This window comes from Mesorhizobium sp. B2-9-1 (assembly GCF_006439455.1).
Taxonomy (GTDB): Bacteria; Pseudomonadota; Alphaproteobacteria; order Rhizobiales; family Rhizobiaceae; genus Mesorhizobium.
The window spans coordinates 14647-31769 of the sequence record NZ_VFTP01000011.1; the positions used below are offsets into that span (position 1 = coordinate 14647).

At 64.8% G+C, this 17123-nt stretch carries 16 protein-coding genes; 11 read left to right on the forward strand and 5 right to left on the reverse strand.

Features of this window, described 5'->3' with window-relative positions; all coding sequences use genetic code 11:
- Window positions 1-35 precede the first annotated feature (35 nt).
- From FJW05_RS18870 to ppa, 4 genes are all read left to right on the forward strand, one after another.
- Window positions 36-896: a YgcG family protein gene (locus tag FJW05_RS18870; RefSeq protein WP_140634756.1), complete on the forward strand. Its 861-nt coding sequence runs from the start codon at window positions 36-38 to the stop codon at window positions 894-896.
- Between the two features lie 6 nt (window positions 897-902).
- Window positions 903-1541 (forward strand): TPM domain-containing protein, encoded by a 639-nt coding sequence (locus FJW05_RS18875; protein ID WP_140634758.1) that lies wholly within the window; start codon window positions 903-905, stop codon window positions 1539-1541.
- 530 nt (window positions 1542-2071) lie between these two features.
- Window positions 2072-2581, forward strand: a complete 510-nt coding sequence (locus FJW05_RS18880) for a GNAT family N-acetyltransferase (RefSeq protein WP_040991512.1) — start codon at window positions 2072-2074, stop codon at window positions 2579-2581.
- A 122-nt stretch (window positions 2582-2703) separates the two neighbouring features.
- Window positions 2704-3237 carry an inorganic diphosphatase gene (gene ppa / locus FJW05_RS18885; protein ID WP_095769600.1) on the forward strand — a complete coding sequence of 178 codons (534 nt, stop codon included), beginning with the start codon at window positions 2704-2706 and terminating at the stop codon, window positions 3235-3237.
- 3 nt (window positions 3238-3240) lie between these two features.
- Here the strand turns inward: ppa and FJW05_RS18890 are convergent, their stop codons facing one another.
- The 4 genes from FJW05_RS18890 to FJW05_RS18905 are packed head-to-tail and all read right to left on the reverse strand — an operon-like array spanning window position 3241 to window position 7697.
- Window positions 3241-4188, reverse strand: coding sequence for an ABC transporter permease (locus FJW05_RS18890; RefSeq protein ID WP_140634760.1), 948 nt, complete (start codon window positions 4186-4188; stop codon window positions 3241-3243).
- Between the two features lie 3 nt (window positions 4189-4191).
- Window positions 4192-5169, reverse strand: a complete 978-nt coding sequence (locus tag FJW05_RS18895; protein WP_181164999.1) for an ABC transporter permease — start codon at window positions 5167-5169, stop codon at window positions 4192-4194.
- A gap of 1 nt (window position 5170) precedes the next feature.
- A complete protein-coding gene (locus FJW05_RS18900; protein WP_140634764.1) occupies window positions 5171-6634 on the reverse strand; it encodes a sugar ABC transporter ATP-binding protein in 1464 nt (487 codons plus the stop codon).
- 46 nt (window positions 6635-6680) lie between these two features.
- Window positions 6681-7697, reverse strand: a complete 1017-nt coding sequence (locus tag FJW05_RS18905; RefSeq protein WP_140634766.1) for an ABC transporter substrate-binding protein — start codon at window positions 7695-7697, stop codon at window positions 6681-6683.
- A 182-nt stretch (window positions 7698-7879) separates the two neighbouring features.
- On the opposite strand from FJW05_RS18905, the gene FJW05_RS18910 reads away from it, so the two are divergent.
- The 7 genes from FJW05_RS18910 (at window position 7880) to FJW05_RS18940 (ending at window position 16806) form a co-directional block, all read left to right on the forward strand.
- Window positions 7880-10291 carry a glucan 1,4-alpha-glucosidase gene (locus tag FJW05_RS18910; RefSeq protein ID WP_140634768.1) on the forward strand — a complete coding sequence of 804 codons (2412 nt, stop codon included), beginning with the start codon at window positions 7880-7882 and terminating at the stop codon, window positions 10289-10291.
- Window positions 10292-10341: 50 nt separating this feature from the next.
- The gene (gnd, locus tag FJW05_RS18915) at window positions 10342-11355 is read left to right on the forward strand and encodes a phosphogluconate dehydrogenase (NAD(+)-dependent, decarboxylating) (protein WP_140544756.1); all 1014 of its coding nucleotides are present in this window, start codon (window positions 10342-10344) and stop codon (window positions 11353-11355) included.
- A gap of 13 nt (window positions 11356-11368) precedes the next feature.
- Window positions 11369-12745: a glucose-6-phosphate dehydrogenase gene (gene zwf / locus FJW05_RS18920; protein ID WP_140634770.1), complete on the forward strand. Its 1377-nt coding sequence runs from the start codon at window positions 11369-11371 to the stop codon at window positions 12743-12745.
- Between the two features lie 17 nt (window positions 12746-12762).
- Window positions 12763-13467 carry an ROK family protein gene (locus FJW05_RS18925; protein ID WP_140634772.1) on the forward strand — a complete coding sequence of 235 codons (705 nt, stop codon included), beginning with the start codon at window positions 12763-12765 and terminating at the stop codon, window positions 13465-13467.
- Between the two features lie 205 nt (window positions 13468-13672).
- Entirely contained in the window at window positions 13673-14134 is a 462-nt protein-coding gene (locus FJW05_RS18930; protein ID WP_140544762.1) for a MucR family transcriptional regulator, read from the forward strand.
- Window positions 14135-14307: 173 nt separating this feature from the next.
- Window positions 14308-15408 carry an aminotransferase class I/II-fold pyridoxal phosphate-dependent enzyme gene (locus tag FJW05_RS18935; RefSeq protein WP_140634774.1) on the forward strand — a complete coding sequence of 367 codons (1101 nt, stop codon included), beginning with the start codon at window positions 14308-14310 and terminating at the stop codon, window positions 15406-15408.
- 156 nt (window positions 15409-15564) lie between these two features.
- Complete coding sequence (locus tag FJW05_RS18940; RefSeq protein WP_181165007.1) at window positions 15565-16806, forward strand: MFS transporter; 1242 nt, start codon at window positions 15565-15567, stop codon at window positions 16804-16806.
- 86 nt (window positions 16807-16892) lie between these two features.
- Here the strand turns inward: FJW05_RS18940 and FJW05_RS18945 are convergent, their stop codons facing one another.
- Entirely contained in the window at window positions 16893-17123 is a 231-nt protein-coding gene (locus FJW05_RS18945; RefSeq protein WP_140634778.1) for a hypothetical protein, read from the reverse strand.

Genomic DNA, 17123 nt, shown 5'->3' on the forward strand with positions numbered 1-17123 from the left:
TTAGCGAAGGCCGGCGTGACATCCAATCTCCCCCCTTGAGGGGGAGATGTCCGGCAGGACAGAGAGGGGGGCGACAGAACGCCTACCTCTCATTGCTTGTCCTTCTTGCCGCCCTCTTCCTCCTCCCCCTCGCCGCCCTCGCCGCCGACCTTCCCGCGCTTACCGGCCGTGTCGTCGACAATGCCGGCATCATCGATGCCGGCACGCGCGCGGCGCTGACGCAAAAGCTCGCGGACTTCGAAACCAAGGGCTCGGACCAGATCGTCGTCGCCACCATAGCCAGCCTCGGCGGCGAGGAGATCGAACCTTACGCCAACCGGCTGTTCCGCTTCTGGAAGCTCGGCCAAGCCAAGGAGAACAACGGCGTGCTGCTCTTGGTGGCGCCCAACGACCGCAAGATGCGCATCGAGGTCGGCTACGGGCTGGAAGGCACGCTGACCGACCTGCACACCAAGCTGATCATCGAGAACGACATGGTGCCGGCCTTCCGCGCCGGCGATTTCTCCGGCGGCATCACCAAGGCCGTCGACGACATGATCATGGTCCTGGAGGGCAATCCGGAGGAGCTGGAAGCGCGCGGCAAGCGCAACGAGCAGGCGCCGTTCAACTCCGACGACCTGTTCTTCGCCATCTTCATCACCATCTGGGCGCTTATCTTCTTCGGCGGCATCGCGATGACGGTGCTGCCGCCGATCTTCGGCCAGAAGATCGGGCCCGGCCGCTATCGCTGGCTCGGCATGACTTTCAATCAGAACCGGCGCTCTTCCTCCGGCGGCTGGTCGTCCGGTGGCGGCTGGTCGTCCGGCGGCGGGGGCTGGTCCTCGGGAGGTGGCGGCGGCGGATTTTCAGGCGGCGGCGGCTCGTCGGGCGGCGGCGGCTCCTCGGGAAGCTGGTGAGGCATCATGGCAACGCGACCGATCAGCGCCGAGCACCATGACCGCATCGCCGAGGCGATCCGCATCGCCGAGTTGAAGACCGACGGCGAGATCTACTGCGTCGTCGCTCGGGCCAGTGACGGCTACTTCTTTCCAGCCGCGTTCACCACGACGATCGGCGTGTTCGTCGCCAGCCTTGTCGTCGCCTATGGGCTGGAGGCCTGGTGGCTGTCCATCCGGCTGCCGCATTTCGTGCTGGCGCAAGCGCTGGCGCTGGCCTCGGCGCTCATTCTGCTCTGGTTCCTGCCTACTTTGCGCATTCATTTCGTGCCGAGAAGGCTGCGCTATCAGGCGGCGCACGCCAATGCGATGAAGCAGTTCCTGGCCCGCAACGTCCACCGCACGAGCGCGCGCACCGGCGTGCTCATCTTTGTCTCCGTTGCCGAGCGCTATGCCGAGGTCGTCGCCGACTCCGGCATCGACGCCAAGGTCGGCCAGCATGTCTGGGACGGCGTGGTGGGCGATCTGACCAAACATGCCGGCGACGACCGGCTGGCCGACGGCTTCGTCAAGGCTATCGGTACGGTCGGCGCGGTTCTCGCCGAGCATTTCCCGGTCACCGAGGGCGACACCAACGAGCTCGACGATCATCTCGTCGAAATCTGACTAGTGGCACTGCACAAGGATTTCGACCGGTCGGCTTCGGTCAACTCTGTTTTGCGTTGGCAGGTGGCACGCGTTGGAGATTGGCCGAAACGCCAATCGCGATCGTCATTCCAGGGCGGAGCAGGAGCGAAGCTCCGTCGCGAAGACCCTCTTATGCCATTACCTTCGCCAAGGGGTGCAACGGAGCAGAATTCTGCACCGTGGCGGCGCTTCCAAGTCGCGGCATGGATTCTATGGTCTGCGCGCGTCGCTTCGCTCCTTGCTCCGCCATAGAATGACGAAGTTGGGGCGGCGTTTGCGCTGATTACACGGAAATGAACGGAAAATCTTGCACCAAGACAAACCGCAACCTTTCAAAATCCCTGTGTCGGGGAACTAGAGCATGATGCCGAAAAGTGTGAGGTGGTTTTCGGGCGACATCCGGCTCTAGGCGCCTCGTCGGCGCGCCCATCTTTCGCCTGTGCGAAAGCGAGGAGGCGTGTTGGCGGACTCTTTGCAATCCGGCGATGCGGGTTTATGGTTAACCAATCATGAACACGCTGACGATCGACATCCGGAAGGCAGAGCCGCGCGACGCGAGCGCCATCGCCGAGGTGCACCAGCAGGCCTGGCGCGGGGCCTATTCCGGCATCATCCCGCACCGCACGTTGACCTCGATGATCAACCGCCGCGGCGTCGATTGGTGGGCCAACGCGATTCGCCGCGCCGCCACCGTGCTGGTCGTCGAGATCGGCGGAACGGTCGCCGGCTATGCCACGATCGGCAAGAACCGCGCCCGCGAGCTCCGCCAGCAGGGCGAGATCTACGAGCTCTATCTGCGTCCGGAATATCAGGGCATCGGGCTCGGCAGCCGGCTGTTCAAGGCGGCCAAGGCCCGGCTCGCCGACCACGGCCTGCGCGGCCTGGTGGTCTGGGCGCTGGAGGACAATCACAACGCCCTGGCCTTCTACGCCGGCAATGGCGGCCGCGATATCGCCGAAGGCGTCGAGGTCTTCGAGCAGAAGGCGCTTAAGAAAGTGGCTTTCGTCTGGAATGACTAGCGTCGCCTAGGTTACAGGCCATCACAAACTGTGCGCCTCCATCAGCGTTCAGTGCCATTCGCCGCATTGCACCATGACGTTTCGCCCGCTATCGGTCTTGGAATCGAGAGAGGGATTTTGCCATGCGTATCGAAGCCGTGCCCACCGGAAAGAACCCGCCTGAGGACGTCAACGTCATCATCGAGGTGCCGATCGGCGGCGAGCCGATCAAATACGAGATGGACAAGGAGGCCGGCACCCTGTTCGTCGACCGCTTCCTGCACACCTCGATGCGCTACCCCGGCAATTACGGCTTCGTGCCGCACACGCTGTCGGGCGACGGCGACCCGATCGACGTTCTGGTCTGCAACACGCGCGCGCTGGTGCCGGGCTGCGTCATCAACGTGCGGCCGATCGGCGTCTTGATCATGGAAGACAATGCCGGCCAGGACGAGAAGGTGATCGCCGTCCCCTCGCCCAAGCTGACGCTGCGTTACGAGAACGTCACCGAATACACGCATCTGCCCGAGATCACGCGCCAGCAGGTGCAGCACTTCTTCGAGCACTACAAGGATCTCGAGCCCGGCAAATGGGTCAAGATCGAAGGCTGGCACGATTCCAAATACGCCAAGAAGATGATCGTCGACGCGATCGCGCGGGCCAAGACAGCCAAATAAAGGCTAGCGCACCGCCTTCTCGCCGCCCGCCGCCGTGATCACCCCGACGATGATCAGCCCGGTCAGCACCAGCCGCACGCCGGCGCTGACGCCGAACGTGTTGAGCATGGTGAGCAGGAGGACCAGGAACAGGCCGGCGCCCCAGACACCCGGCACATTGGCCTTGCCTCCGGCGACCGAGGTGCCGCCGATGACCACGACCGCGATCGAGGCGAGCAGGTATTCGTTGCCGATATCGACATTGGCGCCGCGGAAATAACCGGCAAGCAGCGCCCCGTCGATGCCGCCGAGCGCGCCGCACAGCGTGTAGGTGACGAAGCGGATGCGGCCGACATGGACGCCGGCCAGCCATGCGGCGCGGATGTTCTGGCCGATCGCCAGCACCGAGCGGCCGTAGATCATGCGCTGCAGCGCCAGCGCGGCGCCGATGGTGAAGACCACCGTCAGCATCGCCAGCACCGGAATGCCCAGCACCTGCCAGTTGGTGAAGTCGGCGAAGCCCGGCGGCGGCTTGATCTGCAGGCCGCGGCCATAGCTGATGTCGACCGACTGGATGATGAAGCTCGCCGACAGCGTCGCGATGATCGGCGGGATGCGCAGCGCCCAGATCAGCAGATAGTTGATCGCGCCGATCGCGGCGCCGCAGGCAAGTGCGGCAAGCAGACCGACGACGATCATGGCATCGCTGCCGCCCATCACCTTCATGGCGACCGCGCTGGCCAGCCCGATATTGGCCGGCAGAGACAGGTCGACATTGCCGGGCCCCAGCGTGATGACGAACATCTGGCCGACGCCGACGATGACGGTGAAGACGGCGAGCGAAAGTGCTGCCGTGACCATGCCTCCAGCGCCGTAGCCGCCGGTGAAGGCAATCGTTGCCAGCCAGACGACGAGGGCGCCGACGAACGACCAGATCCAGGGTTTCTCAAGCAGCGTTCGTACCGAGGTCATCGCTCACCGTTCCCTGCGGCTGATCAGCACCCGCGCCGCCAGCACGATGATCAGGATCGCGCCGTTGGCGGCCACCTGCCAGTCGGGCGGGATGTGCATGAAGGTCAAGAGCGGCGAGGCGGCGAGCGCCAATGTCAGCGCGCCGAGGACGGCGCCGATCGGCGACACCCTGCCGCCGACAAACTCGCCGCCGCCGAGGATGACGCCGGCGATCGAAAGCAGCGTGTAGCCATTGCCGATATTGGCGTCGGCCGAGGTGGTGATGCCGATCAGCGCCATGCCGGAGAGCACGCCGAACAGGCCGGTCAGCGCGAACAGCACGATCTTGGTCTTGAGCAGCGACCAGCCGGCGCGCCTCAGCGCCGCGGCATTGCCGCCGGAGCCGCGCAGGATAACGCCGTAGGACGTGCGCATCAGGCCGAAATGCACGATGGCGGCGATCAGCAGCGCGGCAAGGATCGGGAACGGGACGTAGGGCGGCTTGAACGACAGGATCGACAGCAGCCAGTCCGGCGCCTTGCCGCCGGGCTTGGGCAGGATGAGGATCGCAAGCCCCTGCCAGACGAAGCTCATGCCGAGCGTCACCACGATCGAAGGCAAATTGCGCAGGTGGATCAGCGCGCCGAGCAGCGCATAGATGCCGATCGAGCCTATGAGCACGAGAATGCCGATGAGCGGCGCGTCACGCAGCCACGTCGCGGTGACGCAACCGACGAAGCCGACGAACGTCCCTATCGACAGGTCGAGCTCGTTGCCGGCGATGACGAACATCTGCGCGATCGTCGCCAGCGCGATCGGGATCGCCAAGTTGAGCATCAGGTTGAAGCCGAAATAGCTGATGGCGCGCGGGTTGAGCCAGGCAATCGCAATCAGCACCAGTGCCAGCGACAAAGCCGGCAAAAGGCCGCGCAGCATGCGCGCCCGGGCGGCGCTGCCGCGCGGCGAGGCTTTCGGAACGGTGCCGGGAGCGATCGCCGTCATCTCAGGCCGCATCGCCGAACGAGGACTGGATGATCTTTTCCTCCGTCAGCTCGTCGCGCCGCAGATTGGCGACGATGCGGCCGTTCTTGAAGACATAGACATGGTCGCAATTGTCGAGCTCTTCGGTCTCGGTCGTGTACCAGAGGAAGGCCCGGCCCTTGGCGGCCTCCTCGCGCACCAGGTCGTAGACTTCCAGCTTGGTGCCGATATCGACGCCGCGCATCGGGTCGTCCATCAGCACGATCTCGGCGTCGGAACCGAGCGCGCGGGCAAACAGTGCCTTCTGCTGGTTGCCCCCCGACAGCGAATAGATGTTGTTGTTCATGTCGGGCGTGCGGATGCCGATCTTCTTCTTCCAGGCCTCGGCAAGCTCGGCCTCGCGCTGCGGCGAGATCAGCAGACCGCTGCGCAGCCGCGCCAGCGAGCGGATGCCGATGTTCTGCGCGATCGACCATTGCGAAAAGATGCCGTCCGATTGGCGGTCGCCGGCGACCAGCGCCACCGGCGCCGTCACCTCGATGCCGGTCCTGGCGCGGGCGGCGGCCGAGAAGATCGCCAGCAAAAGATCTGTCTGGCCGTGGCCGGCAAGTCCCGCAAGGCCGATGATCTCGCCTGCGCGCGCGACAAGCTCCTTGCCGTCCTGCTGCCTGGCCGGCCGTGCCCGCACCCTGAGCGCTCCTGGCTCGGTCTTGCGGGCCTCGGCGGCGGCTTTGTGATGTCCCTCCGCGCCGCCCATGGCCGCGACCAGCCTGTCGCGGTCGAACGCGCTCGCGGCATCGGCCGCGACCACCTTGCCGTCGCGCATCACCACGATGCGGTCGGCGTTCTGCAGCACCTCGCCCAGCACATGCGAGATCAGGATGCAGCTGCCGCCGGCCGCCACGAAGCGGCGCACGAAGGAAAGCAGCTGGCCCGCCGTATGTGCGTCGAGCGACGAGGTCGGCTCGTCGAGGATGACCAGGTGCAGCGGCTCGCGGGTCAGCGTGAAGGCGCGCGCCACCTCGACCATCTGCCGCCTGCCGATCGAAAGGTCGCCGGCGATGTCGTCCGCCGAAATGCCGTGGTCCGGGAAGATCTCGTCGAGCTTGGCTCGAATGAGGCCGGCGGCCCGGCGCCGCCAGCCGAAGCCGGTGAGCGCGGGGTGGTTGATGCGGGTATTCTCGGCGACGCTGAGATTGGGGCAGAGCGACAGCTCCTGGAAGACGCAGCGTATACCGAGCTCCAGCGCGCGCGCCACCGAATAGCTCGCTTCCTGATTGCCGCGCACGGCGATCTGCCCGCCATCCGGCCGCAGCGTGCCGGCCACCATGTGCATGAGCGTCGACTTGCCGGCGCCATTATGCCCGACCAACCCGACGCATTCGCCGGCGCCGACATGGAAGTCGACGCCGTTAAGCGCCCGGACGGCGCCGAAATGCTTTTCGGCGCCGTCCAGTTTGACGATGTCTGCAATAGCCTGGAGCATCCTCAACTTTTACCCGGTTGGCGATGCGGGCAGCAACGCCCCGCCGCTATTGCTTGATGTTGGCCTTGATGGCGGCGATGGCGTCTTCCTGCGTGTATTCGTGCGTGGCGACGCCGCCCTCCTTGATCTTCGGCAGCGCGGCCTCGAAATCGTCCTGAGTGAAGGCGAGATAGGGCACCAAAAGGTCGTGCGGGATGTCCTTGCGGCCATCGAGCACCTGCTGCGCCACCCAGAAGGCCAGCGTCGAGACGCCGGGCGCGATCGAGGCCGACCAGGTCTGGTAGCCGTCCTTCTCCTTCTGCTCCTTCCACCACTTCAGCTCGTCCTGCCGGTTGCCCATGATGATGGTCGGACGCGGCTTGCCGGCCGCGGCGAAGGCTTGCGCGGCACCATAGCCGTCGCCGCCCTGGTCGACGATGCCGACGACATCCGGCAGCGACGGCAGGATGGTCGCCACCGCCTTCTGCGCCGTCGTCTGGTCCCAGTCGCCCGTCACCGAACCGACGATCTTGAACTCGGGATGGGCGGCGACGCCCTCGAGGATGCCGGCATGGATGGCATCGTCGATCGAGGTGCCGGCGAGCCCGCGGATTTCCAGGAGATTGCCGCCCTTGGGCTGGAACTTGGCCATCTGCTCGACTTCCTGCTTGCCCATGTCCTTGAAGTCGACGACGACGCGGTAGGCGCAGGGCTCGGTCACGGTGCCGTCGAAGGAGACGACGACGATACCGGCGTCGCAGGCCTGTTTGATGGCGCCGTTCAGCGCATCGGGCGAGGCAGCGTTGATGACGATGGCGTCATAGCCCTGCAGGATCAGGTTCTGCACCTGGGCGGCCTGGGTCGGCACTTCCTTGTCGGCGGTGGTGAAGACATCGGCCGCGGCGACAATCTTGTCGTCGACCGCCTTCTTGGTGACGATCGCATAGCTGTCGAGCATCGCCTGGCGCCAGGAATTGCCGGCATAATTGTTGGAGAAGGCGATCTTCTTGCCGCTGGTGTCGGCAAGCGCGGTGCCCGAGGCGAGCATCGCCGCGAGTGCACTCAATACGAGCAGTTTCTTCATGTCGGTTCCTCCCGAGGTTGCTGCTATTAACGCGAAATCTCTGTTTTTTATCTATTGTCAGACAAATTCAGAGGAACCGCAAGCTGTCAACTCCAAAGCATTGGCACTGCCCGATCAACTTGCGGTGCGACGATTGAAAAGACGGCGGCTCCTGGTCTAGGAACGCGGCAGGAGGCCAATGCATGGCAGTGACGCCGACCGTTTCTAAAGGCGCGCCCGGAATTCCGGCGCGCTGGACGTCAAGTGCCAAGAGTGGCGTCGGAACCGCGCTTTCGGCAAAAAGCCCGCTCTGGTTCACCACCAGCCACGGCATCCTGAACGAAATCTATTACCCGCACCTCGACAGCGCCTGCACGCGCGACCTAGGGCTGATCGTAACCGGCCCTGACGGTTATTTTTCCGAGGAGAAGCGCGATGCGGCCCACACCGTCGACCCTTTCGAGGACGGGGTGCCTGGCTACCGGCTGACCAACATTGCCACCGACGGCGCTTACCGGATCAAGAAGCGCATCGTTACGGATTCGAAACGACCCGTGCTACTGCAGGAAGTGCATTTCAGCGCAATCAAGGGCTCGGGGGCCGATTATCGCGTCTACGCGCTGCTTGCGCCGCATCTCGTCAATGCCGGCATGGGCAACACGGCCTGGATCGGCGAGCACAAGGGGCAGCGTCTTCTCTTCGCCACAGGGCGCGGTGTCTCGCTGGCGCTCGCCTCCTCTTTGCCTTGGGGCGCCTGCTCGGCCGGCTATGTGGGCTTTTCCGACGGCTGGCGGCAACTGCACGACAATGGTGCGCTCGATCCTTCCAGCCAGTCGGCGGAGGACGGCAATGTCGCGCTGACCGGCGAGATTGGCTTTTCGGCCGGCGAGACGGTCGCCTTGCTGGCGCTCGGCTTCGGCGCTTCGCCGCAAGAAGCGGCGGATCTTGCCTTGGCAAGCCTGCAACAGGGTTTCGAGCCGGCCGCGAAGACCTATGTCGAGAACTGGCGGACATTCCAGGCAGGACTGGAAAAGCTCGACCGCCACGCCGCCTCGGGGCTGAACTCTTACCGCGTCAGCAGCGCGGTGCTGGCGACGCATCTGTCGGTAGCCAGGCCCGGCGCAGCCGTCGCCAGCCTGTCGATCCCCTGGGGTTTCAACAAGGGCGACGACGACCTCGGCGGCTATCACCTCATCTGGCCGCGCGACCTGGTCGAGACGGCGGGTGGCTTCCTGGCGGCCGGAGATGGCAGGCAGGCGCTGCAGATCCTCGCCTATCTGCGCTCGATCCAGCAGCCGGACGGCCACTGGCCGCAAAATTGCTGGTCCGACGGCACCGCCTATTGGCCCGGCATCCAGATGGACGAATGCGCCTTTCCGCTGCTGCTTGCCGATGCCTTGCGCCGCGCCGGCCACTTGCCGCAGTCGAAGCTCGCCGACTTCCTGGCGATGATCGAGAACGCCGCCGCCTATGTCGTGCGCAACGGTCCGGTCACCGGCGAGGACCGCTGGGAGGAGGACGCCGGCTACAGCCCGTTCACGCTAGCCGTGGAAATAGCGGGCCTGCTCGCCGCCGCTGACATGCTGGAAATCTGTGACAAAAATGAGCCGGCAAACTATCTGCGCGAGACCGCCGATTGCTGGAACGACCAGGTCGAGCGCTGGACCTATGTAACCGGCACGGAGGCAAGCGCCAGGGCTGGAACCGACGGCTACTATGTCCGCATCGCGCCGCCCGACAATGGCGGCGCCGCGTCTCCGAAGGACGGCTTCGTGCCGATCAAGAACCGGCCGCCGGGCGACACCGACAAGCCCGCCGAGGCGATCATCAGCCCGGATGCCCTGGCGCTGGTCCGCTTCGGCCTGAGGGCCGCGGACGACCCGCGCATCCTCAACACGGTCAAAGCGATCGACGCCGAGCTGCGCTGCGACCTGCCGCAGGGCCCGCTCTGGTACCGCTATACCGGCGACGGCTATGGCGAGCACGAGGACGGCGCGCCTTTCGACGGCACCGGCCGGGGGCGGCCGTGGCCGCTGCTCGCCGGCGAACGCGCCCATTACGAGCTGGCCGCCGGCCGCAAGGACAGGGCGGCGCAACTGCTTGAGACTTTCGAACGTTCGGCCGGCGAAGGCGGCCTCCTGCCGGAACAGGTCTGGGATCGCCCGGACATGCCCGACCGCGAACTGTGGCTGGGCAAACCGTCCGGCAGCGCCATGCCGCTGGTCTGGGCGCATGCCGAGCACATCAAGCTGTTGCGCTCGCTGCGCGACGGCGCCGTTTTCGACCTGCCGCCGCAGGGCGTCGAACGCTACATCAAGAGCAAGACGGCCTCGCCGCTGCGGGTCTGGCGCTTCAACAACAAGATCCGCTCCATTCCGGCCGGCAAGGCGCTGCGCGTCGAATTGTCGGCGCCCGGCGTCATCCATTGGAGCAGCGACAAATGGCTGACCGTGCGGGACAGCAAGACGGTCGAGAATGCGTTCGGCATTCACCTGGTGGATTTGCCCGTCAGCCGCCTGCAGCCTGGAACCACCATCGTCTTCACTTTTTTCTGGCCCGGGGCGATGCGTTGGGAGAATGTCGACTTCAGCGTCGGCATTGACGCTCAATCGTGATCCGGCAGGGCCATTGTACTTCTCCTTCCTCAAGCAATCGGGATTAAACCATGCAGATCGGAATGATGGGACTGGGCAGGATGGGCGCCAACATGGTGCGGCGCCTGATGCGCGACGGCCATGAATGCGTCGTCTACGACATCAATTCGGCAAGCGTCGCCGGCATGGTAAAAGACGGCGCGGTTGGTGCCGCCTCGCTGGAGGAGTTCGTCGCCAAGCTCGCCAAGCCGCGCTGCGCCTGGCTGATGCTGCCGGCCGCGATCACCGGCAGGATCGTCGACCAGGTGGCGGCGCTGATGGAGCCGGGCGACATCATCATCGACGGCGGCAATTCCTATTACCATGATGCCGTCGACCAAGCGGCCAAGCTGGCGGTTAAGGGCATCAACTTCGTCGATGTCGGCACCAGCGGCGGCGTCTGGGGGCTGGAGCGCGGCTATTGCCTGATGATCGGCGGCCCCGATGACGCTGTGAAGCATCTCGATTCGGTCTTTGCGACGCTGGCGCCGGGCGCCGATGCGGGCGCCAACCCGCCCAAGGATGCCGGCACCGCGCCCTTCGGTTATCTCCATTGTGGACCGAGCGGCGCCGGTCACTTCGTCAAGATGGTGCATAACGGCATCGAATATGGCGTGATGGCCGCCTATGCCGAAGGCATGAACATCCTGAAGTCGGCCAATGCCGGCAAGCGGTCCAGGATAGCGGACGCCGAGACCAGCCCGCTGGAAAATCCGCAATACTATCAGTTCGATATCGACCTGCCGCAGGTCGCCGAGGTCTGGCGGCACGGCAGCGTCATCGGCTCCTGGCTGCTCGATCTCACCGCCGGCGCGCTGAAGAACGATCCGGCGCTTGCCCAGTTCGGCGGCCGTGTTTCCGATTCCGGCGAAGGCCGCTGGACGCTCAAAGCGGCGATCGATACCGGCGTCCCGGCGCCGGTGCTGTCCTCGGCGCTGTTCGACCGCTTCTCCTCGCAAGGCGAATCGCAATTCGCCGACAAGCTTCTGTCCGCCATGCGCTATGCCTTCGGCGGCCATGTCGAGAAGCCGAAGACCGGCGCGTGAGGGGAGAGACTGCATGAGCCAGGAGAGGTCCGACACGCTGGTGCTTTTCGGAGCGACCGGCGACCTTGCGCACAAGAAGATTTTCCCGGCGCTCTACCAGATGGTCGCCAAGGGCACGCTGAGCGAGCCGGTGATCGGCGTCGCCTTCGAGCCTTGGGACCTTCCCAAGCTGGTGGACCGTGCGCGTGACGGCATCGTCACCGCGCTTGGCCGTGTCGACGACAAGGTCTTTTCCAAGCTCGCCTCGCTGCTGCGCTATGTCAGCGGCGACTACCGCGACGGCGCGACCTTCGAGAAGCTGAAGACGGCGCTGGGTTCCGCGCAGCGGCCGCTGCACTACATGGCCGTTCCCCCGACCATGTTCGAAACGGTCGTGCAAGGGCTGGAGCAGTCCGGCACCGCGCGCGGCGCGCGGCTGATGGTGGAAAAGCCGTTCGGCCACGACCTGCTGTCGGCGCGCTGGCTCAACCGGGTGCTGCATCTGGTGTTCGACGAGCAGTCGATCTTCCGCATCGACCATTATCTCGGCAAGGAAGCGATCCAGAACCTGCTCTATTTCCGCTTCGCCAATTCCTTCCTCGAGCCGATCTGGAACCGCAATTTCGTCGAGAGCGTGCAGATCACCATGGCCGAGGATTTCGGCATCGAGGGCCGCGGCAAATTCTATGACGATGTCGGCTGCATCCGCGACGTTATCGAGAACCACCTGCTCAACATCCTGTTGCTTTTGGCCATGGAGCCGCCGGTCGGCCGCTCGGCCGACGACCTGATCGACGAGAAGGTGCAGGTGCTGCGCGCCATCCGCACGCTAACCAAGGACGATGTCGTGCGCGGCCAGTTCGACGGCTATCTGGCCGAGCCGGGCGTCAGGCCCAACTCCCCGGTCGAGACCTTCGCCGCGGTGCGCTTTTTCGTCGACACCTGGCGCTGGCGCGACGTGCCTTTCTTCATCCGCGCCGGCAAGAACATGCCGGTGCACGCGACCGAGGTGGTCGTGCGTATGAAGCGGCCGCCGCTCGACGTCTTCGACCCCATAAAGCCGGGCGACGCCAATTATGTGCGCTTCCGCATCGACCCGCAGGTGGCGATCTCGATCGGCGCCCAGCGCAAGGTCGCAGGCGACGACATGATCGGCGAGCAGGTGGAGCTGACCGCGCTCGACGACACCAAGGGCGACATGCCGCCCTATGAGCGGCTGATCGGCGACGCCATGAACGGCAACGGCCAGCTCTTCACGCGGCAGGACGCGGCCGAGCTTGCCTGGCGCATCGTCGGTCCGGTGCTCGGCGACACCACGGCGCCGCAGATCTACGCGCCGAAAACCTGGGGACCTGCCGATGCCATGAACGGCTTCGGCCCACCCGATGGCTGGATCAATCCGAGCAAATAATTTTCGGGGAGGACGGGATGGCGAAGGCAGCAAAGAAAGCGGCGGCGACCGGCGATCCGATCGTGCTCACCGTCGATGTCGGCGGCTCGCATGTGAAGATCCTCTCCAGCGCAGGCGGCGAGATGCGCCGCGTCGCGTCCGGACCGAGCCTGACACCAGACCAGGTCGTCTCGTCGGTCAGGAAACTGGCCGAGGGCCTGGACTACGACGTCATCTCGATGGGTTATCCCGGCCCCGTGCGCGACAACAAGCCCTCGCTCGATCCCTTCAATCTCGGCAAGGGCTGGAACGGCTATGATTTCACCGCCGCTTTCGGCAAGCCGGTGAAGCTCGTCAACGACGCGCTGATGCAGGCGATCGGCAGCTATGACGGCGGCCGCATGCTGTTCCTTGGCCTCGGCACGGGCCTTGGCGCCGCCATGATCATCAAGAATGTCGGCCAGCCCATGGAGCTCGCCCATCTGCCCTACAAAAGGGGGTCGACTTTCGAGGATTATGTCGGCGAACGAGGCCTGGTGAAGCACGGGAAGAAGAAGTGGCGCAAATATGTTTTTGACGTTGTCGACAGGCTTCGCGCCGCCCTGCAGCCTGACTATGTCGTGATCGGCGGCGGCAATGTCGACAAGCTCGATCAATTGCCTGAAAAGTCCCGGCGCGGCGACAACACTCGCGCTTTCGAGGGTGGATTTCGTCTGTGGCGCGACAAGGCGCTGGTCGTCTGATATAGTTACATTTCAGTATAATTGTTCAAAACAGCGTGTATTGACGCGACAAAACGTTGCGCCGCGCAGATTTGCCGACTAGGAATTCGCCGGCCTGCGGCCCCTGCGGCTTCCCGAATTCGCAAACAACGCTCGCAGCGCTTCGACATTACACCGCGAAAACCGGATCGGTTTCGCGACCTTGCGGCAGAAATGGAGGGACTACGTGGACGAGGACACCAGCACAGCCAGGGAAATCGACCTGCTCGAGCTCACCGCTCATATCGTATCGGCCTATGTCGCCAAAAACCGCCTGCCTGCTTCCGACCTGGGCGGACTGATCGCCAGCGTTGCCTCTTCGATCGGCGGGATCAGCCAGCCGGTGGAGCCCGCGGCGCCCCCGCCGGTCCCCGCCGTCAATCCCAGGCGTTCGGTGACGCCGGACTACATCATCTGCCTCGAGGACGGGAAGAAGTTCAAATCGCTGAAGCGCCATATCGGCGTGCATTTCGGCCTGACGCCGGAGGCTTACCGCACCAAATGGGGCCTGCCGGTGGATTACCCGATGGTCGCTCCCAACTATGCGGCCTCGCGCTCGCAGCTCGCCAAGTCGATCGGCCTCGGCCGCAAGGCCGAACCGGAGCCGGCGAAGCCTGCAAGGGGCAGGAAGGCCAAGGCCCCGGCCTGAAATAACGCCCCTGCACCAATGGTTTAGCGAAGCCTGCCGAGGAATCAGCCTTGGCAGGCTTCCTGCTTTTATGGCTTGGATACCGTTCTACCAAGACAATTCCGGTACGGAATTGCCTCAAACAGGACGCCCGGTTCGTTTTCGCAAAACGATGAACCGCCAGGGACATGGCCATGAACTACGCCAGGATGGTGATCGAGAAGGAAGCGCCGGAGGAATACGGCTACGAGCGCATCCGCTACAACCTTTCCGAAAGCTCGATAGCAGACCAGAAACTCTCCGACATCGGTCTCGCGCTGCCCGATCTCACGCTGCTATATGGCGAGCATCGCGGCGACAAGGAACTGCGGGCGCTGATCGCCGGACAGGACAGCGGTCTTTCGTCCGATGATGTGCTGGTGACCGCTGGCGCGGCCGGCGCGCTGTTCATCATCGCCACGTCGCTTCTGTCGGCCGGCAACCATCTCGTGGTCGTGCGGCCGAACTACGCCACCAATATCGAGACACCGAAGGCGATCGGCTGCGCCATCTCCTATATCGATCTCGATTTCGACGAGGGCTTTGCCATCGACATCGACCGTGTGAAGGCAGAGCTGCGGCCGAACACCAGACTGATCAGCGTCACCTGCCCGCACAACCCGACCGGCACGATGATGACACGCGCCGACCTCGACGCGCTGATTGCGCTTGCCGAAAGCCGCAAATGCCGGCTGCTGGTCGACGAGACCTATCGCGACCTCTCCTATGGCGCCCGATTGCCGTCGGCGGCCTCGCTCAGCCCCGCCGCCATCAGCGCCTGCTCGCTGTCCAAGGCCTTCGGCATTCCGGGCATCCGCATCGGCTGGCTGATGACCCGCGATCCGCAATTGCAGGAAACCTTCCTCGCCGCCAAGGAGCAGATCGGCATCTGCGGCAGCGTCATCGACGAGGCGATCGCCCGCGCCACGCTCGAACGCCGTGATACCTTCCTCGCCTCGCTGCTGCCGGAAATGGCCAGGCGCCGCGACATCGTTCAATCCTGGATCGACGGCGAGCCTCTCGTCGACTGGGTGCGGCCGCAAGGCGGCGTTGTCGGCTTCCCACGGCTCAACGTCGATGCCGGCTTCGACCTCGACAGGTTCTATACCAGGCTGCTGGAGGAATACGGCACCTATGTCGGCCCTGGCCACTGGTTCGAGATGCCGAGACGCTTCTTCCGCCTCGGTTTCGGCTGGCCGACGGAAGCGGAGTTGCGCGGCGGGATCGAGGCCATCTCGGCCGCGTTGAGAGGCTGAACGCCCCCTCACCAGGGCAGGGAATTTCCGATTTTCTTCGCGCCAGGGCTGATTTTTTGCGCGCATGGCAAGACGAACTGGGCTAAAGGGTTGCGGCCGGACCAGCGCCCACCGTGGAAGTGCCCCCGCCGGCCATTGTCGCAAAGGGGCCCTCTGATCATGACCGTCGAAGCAACGTCACCAGACCAGCGTTACGCCGCATTTCGGCACCGCCCGTTCCTCAGCTATTGGACGGCGCGCTTTCTCACCACCTTCGCCACCATGATCGTCTCGGTCGCCGTCGGCTGGCAAGTCTATGATTTGACGCGCGATCCGTTCGACCTCGGCATTGTCGGCATCGTCCAGTTCCTGCCCTCGCTGCTCCTGGTCCTGGTCACCGGCGTCGTCGCCGACCGCTTCGGCCGCCGCCTGATCATGACCTTGTCGACTTTGGTCGAGGCCGGCTGCGCCTTGGCCCTGCTGCTTTTAACGCTGCGCGGCCTGACCAGCCCGCTGCCGATCTTTGCCGTGCTGGTGATGTTCGGCATTGCCCGCGCCTTCTACGGCCCCGCCTCGTCCTCGCTGTTCGCCAATCTCGTCCCGCAGGAAGATTTCGCCAACGCGATCGCCTGGAATTCGTCGGCCTGGCAGACGGCGACCATCGTCGGCCCGGTCGCCGGCGGCCTGCTCTACGGCGTGTCGGCGGAAGTCGCCTACGCCACCGCCGCGGTCCTGATGCTCGCTGCCGGGCTGCTCATCTTCACCATCCCGAAGCCCGCCCAGCAGACGGCCACCGACAAGCCGACGATGCAGACGCTGTTTGCCGGCTTCGGCTATATCTGGGGCGAGAAGATCGTGCTCGGCGCGATCTCGCTCGACTTGTTCGCCGTGCTCCTGTCGGGCGCCTCGGCGCTGCTGCCGGTCTATGCGCGCGATATCCTCCAGCTTGGCCCCTGGGGACTTGGCCTGCTGCGCTCGGCGCCTGGCATCGGCGCCATCTGCGTCGCCGTCTGGCTCGCCGGCCACCCGATCCGCAACCATGCCGGCAAGATCATGCTGGGCTTCGTCGCTTTGTTCGGCGCCTTCACGGTGCTGTTCGGCGTCTCGACCATCACCTGGCTGTCGATCGCGGCGCTCGCTCTGCTCGGCGCCACCGACATGTTCAGCGTCTATATCCGCGAGACGCTGATCCAGCTCTGGACACCGGACGAGGTGCGCGGCCGCGTCAACGCCGTCAACCAGGTCTTCGTCGGCGCCTCCAACGAGGTCGGCGAGTTCCGCGCCGGCACCATGGCGGCGCTGATCGGCACGGTCCCCGCGGTGGTGATCGGCGGCATCGGCGCCATAGCCGTCGCCGGCCTATGGGCCTATCTGTTCCCCGCGCTGCGCCAGGTGCGGCATCTCAACAGCCGCAACTGATCGCGTTCTTGATCCAAGCCGCTGGATCCGACGTTCAGGCCAATCTCACCGCGCCGTCGCCCAGCGAGGCAGGGGCGCGAGCAAATCTACTCCGAAAAGCTCACGCTGACGCCGCGCTGGCGAAAATAGGCCTGCATCAACTTGCGGCCGGCGCGGTTGTTCTGCACCAGCCTGGCCGGATCGAACACCGCCTGTTTCTTCCCCTCCCGTGCCAGCGCCGCCTTGAGTGCCGCGATATGCGCATCGAGGTCGGCATTGTCGGCTCGGAGTGAGGCATAGATATTTTCGGTCGCCTCGGCCAAGGTCAGTTCGTTCAC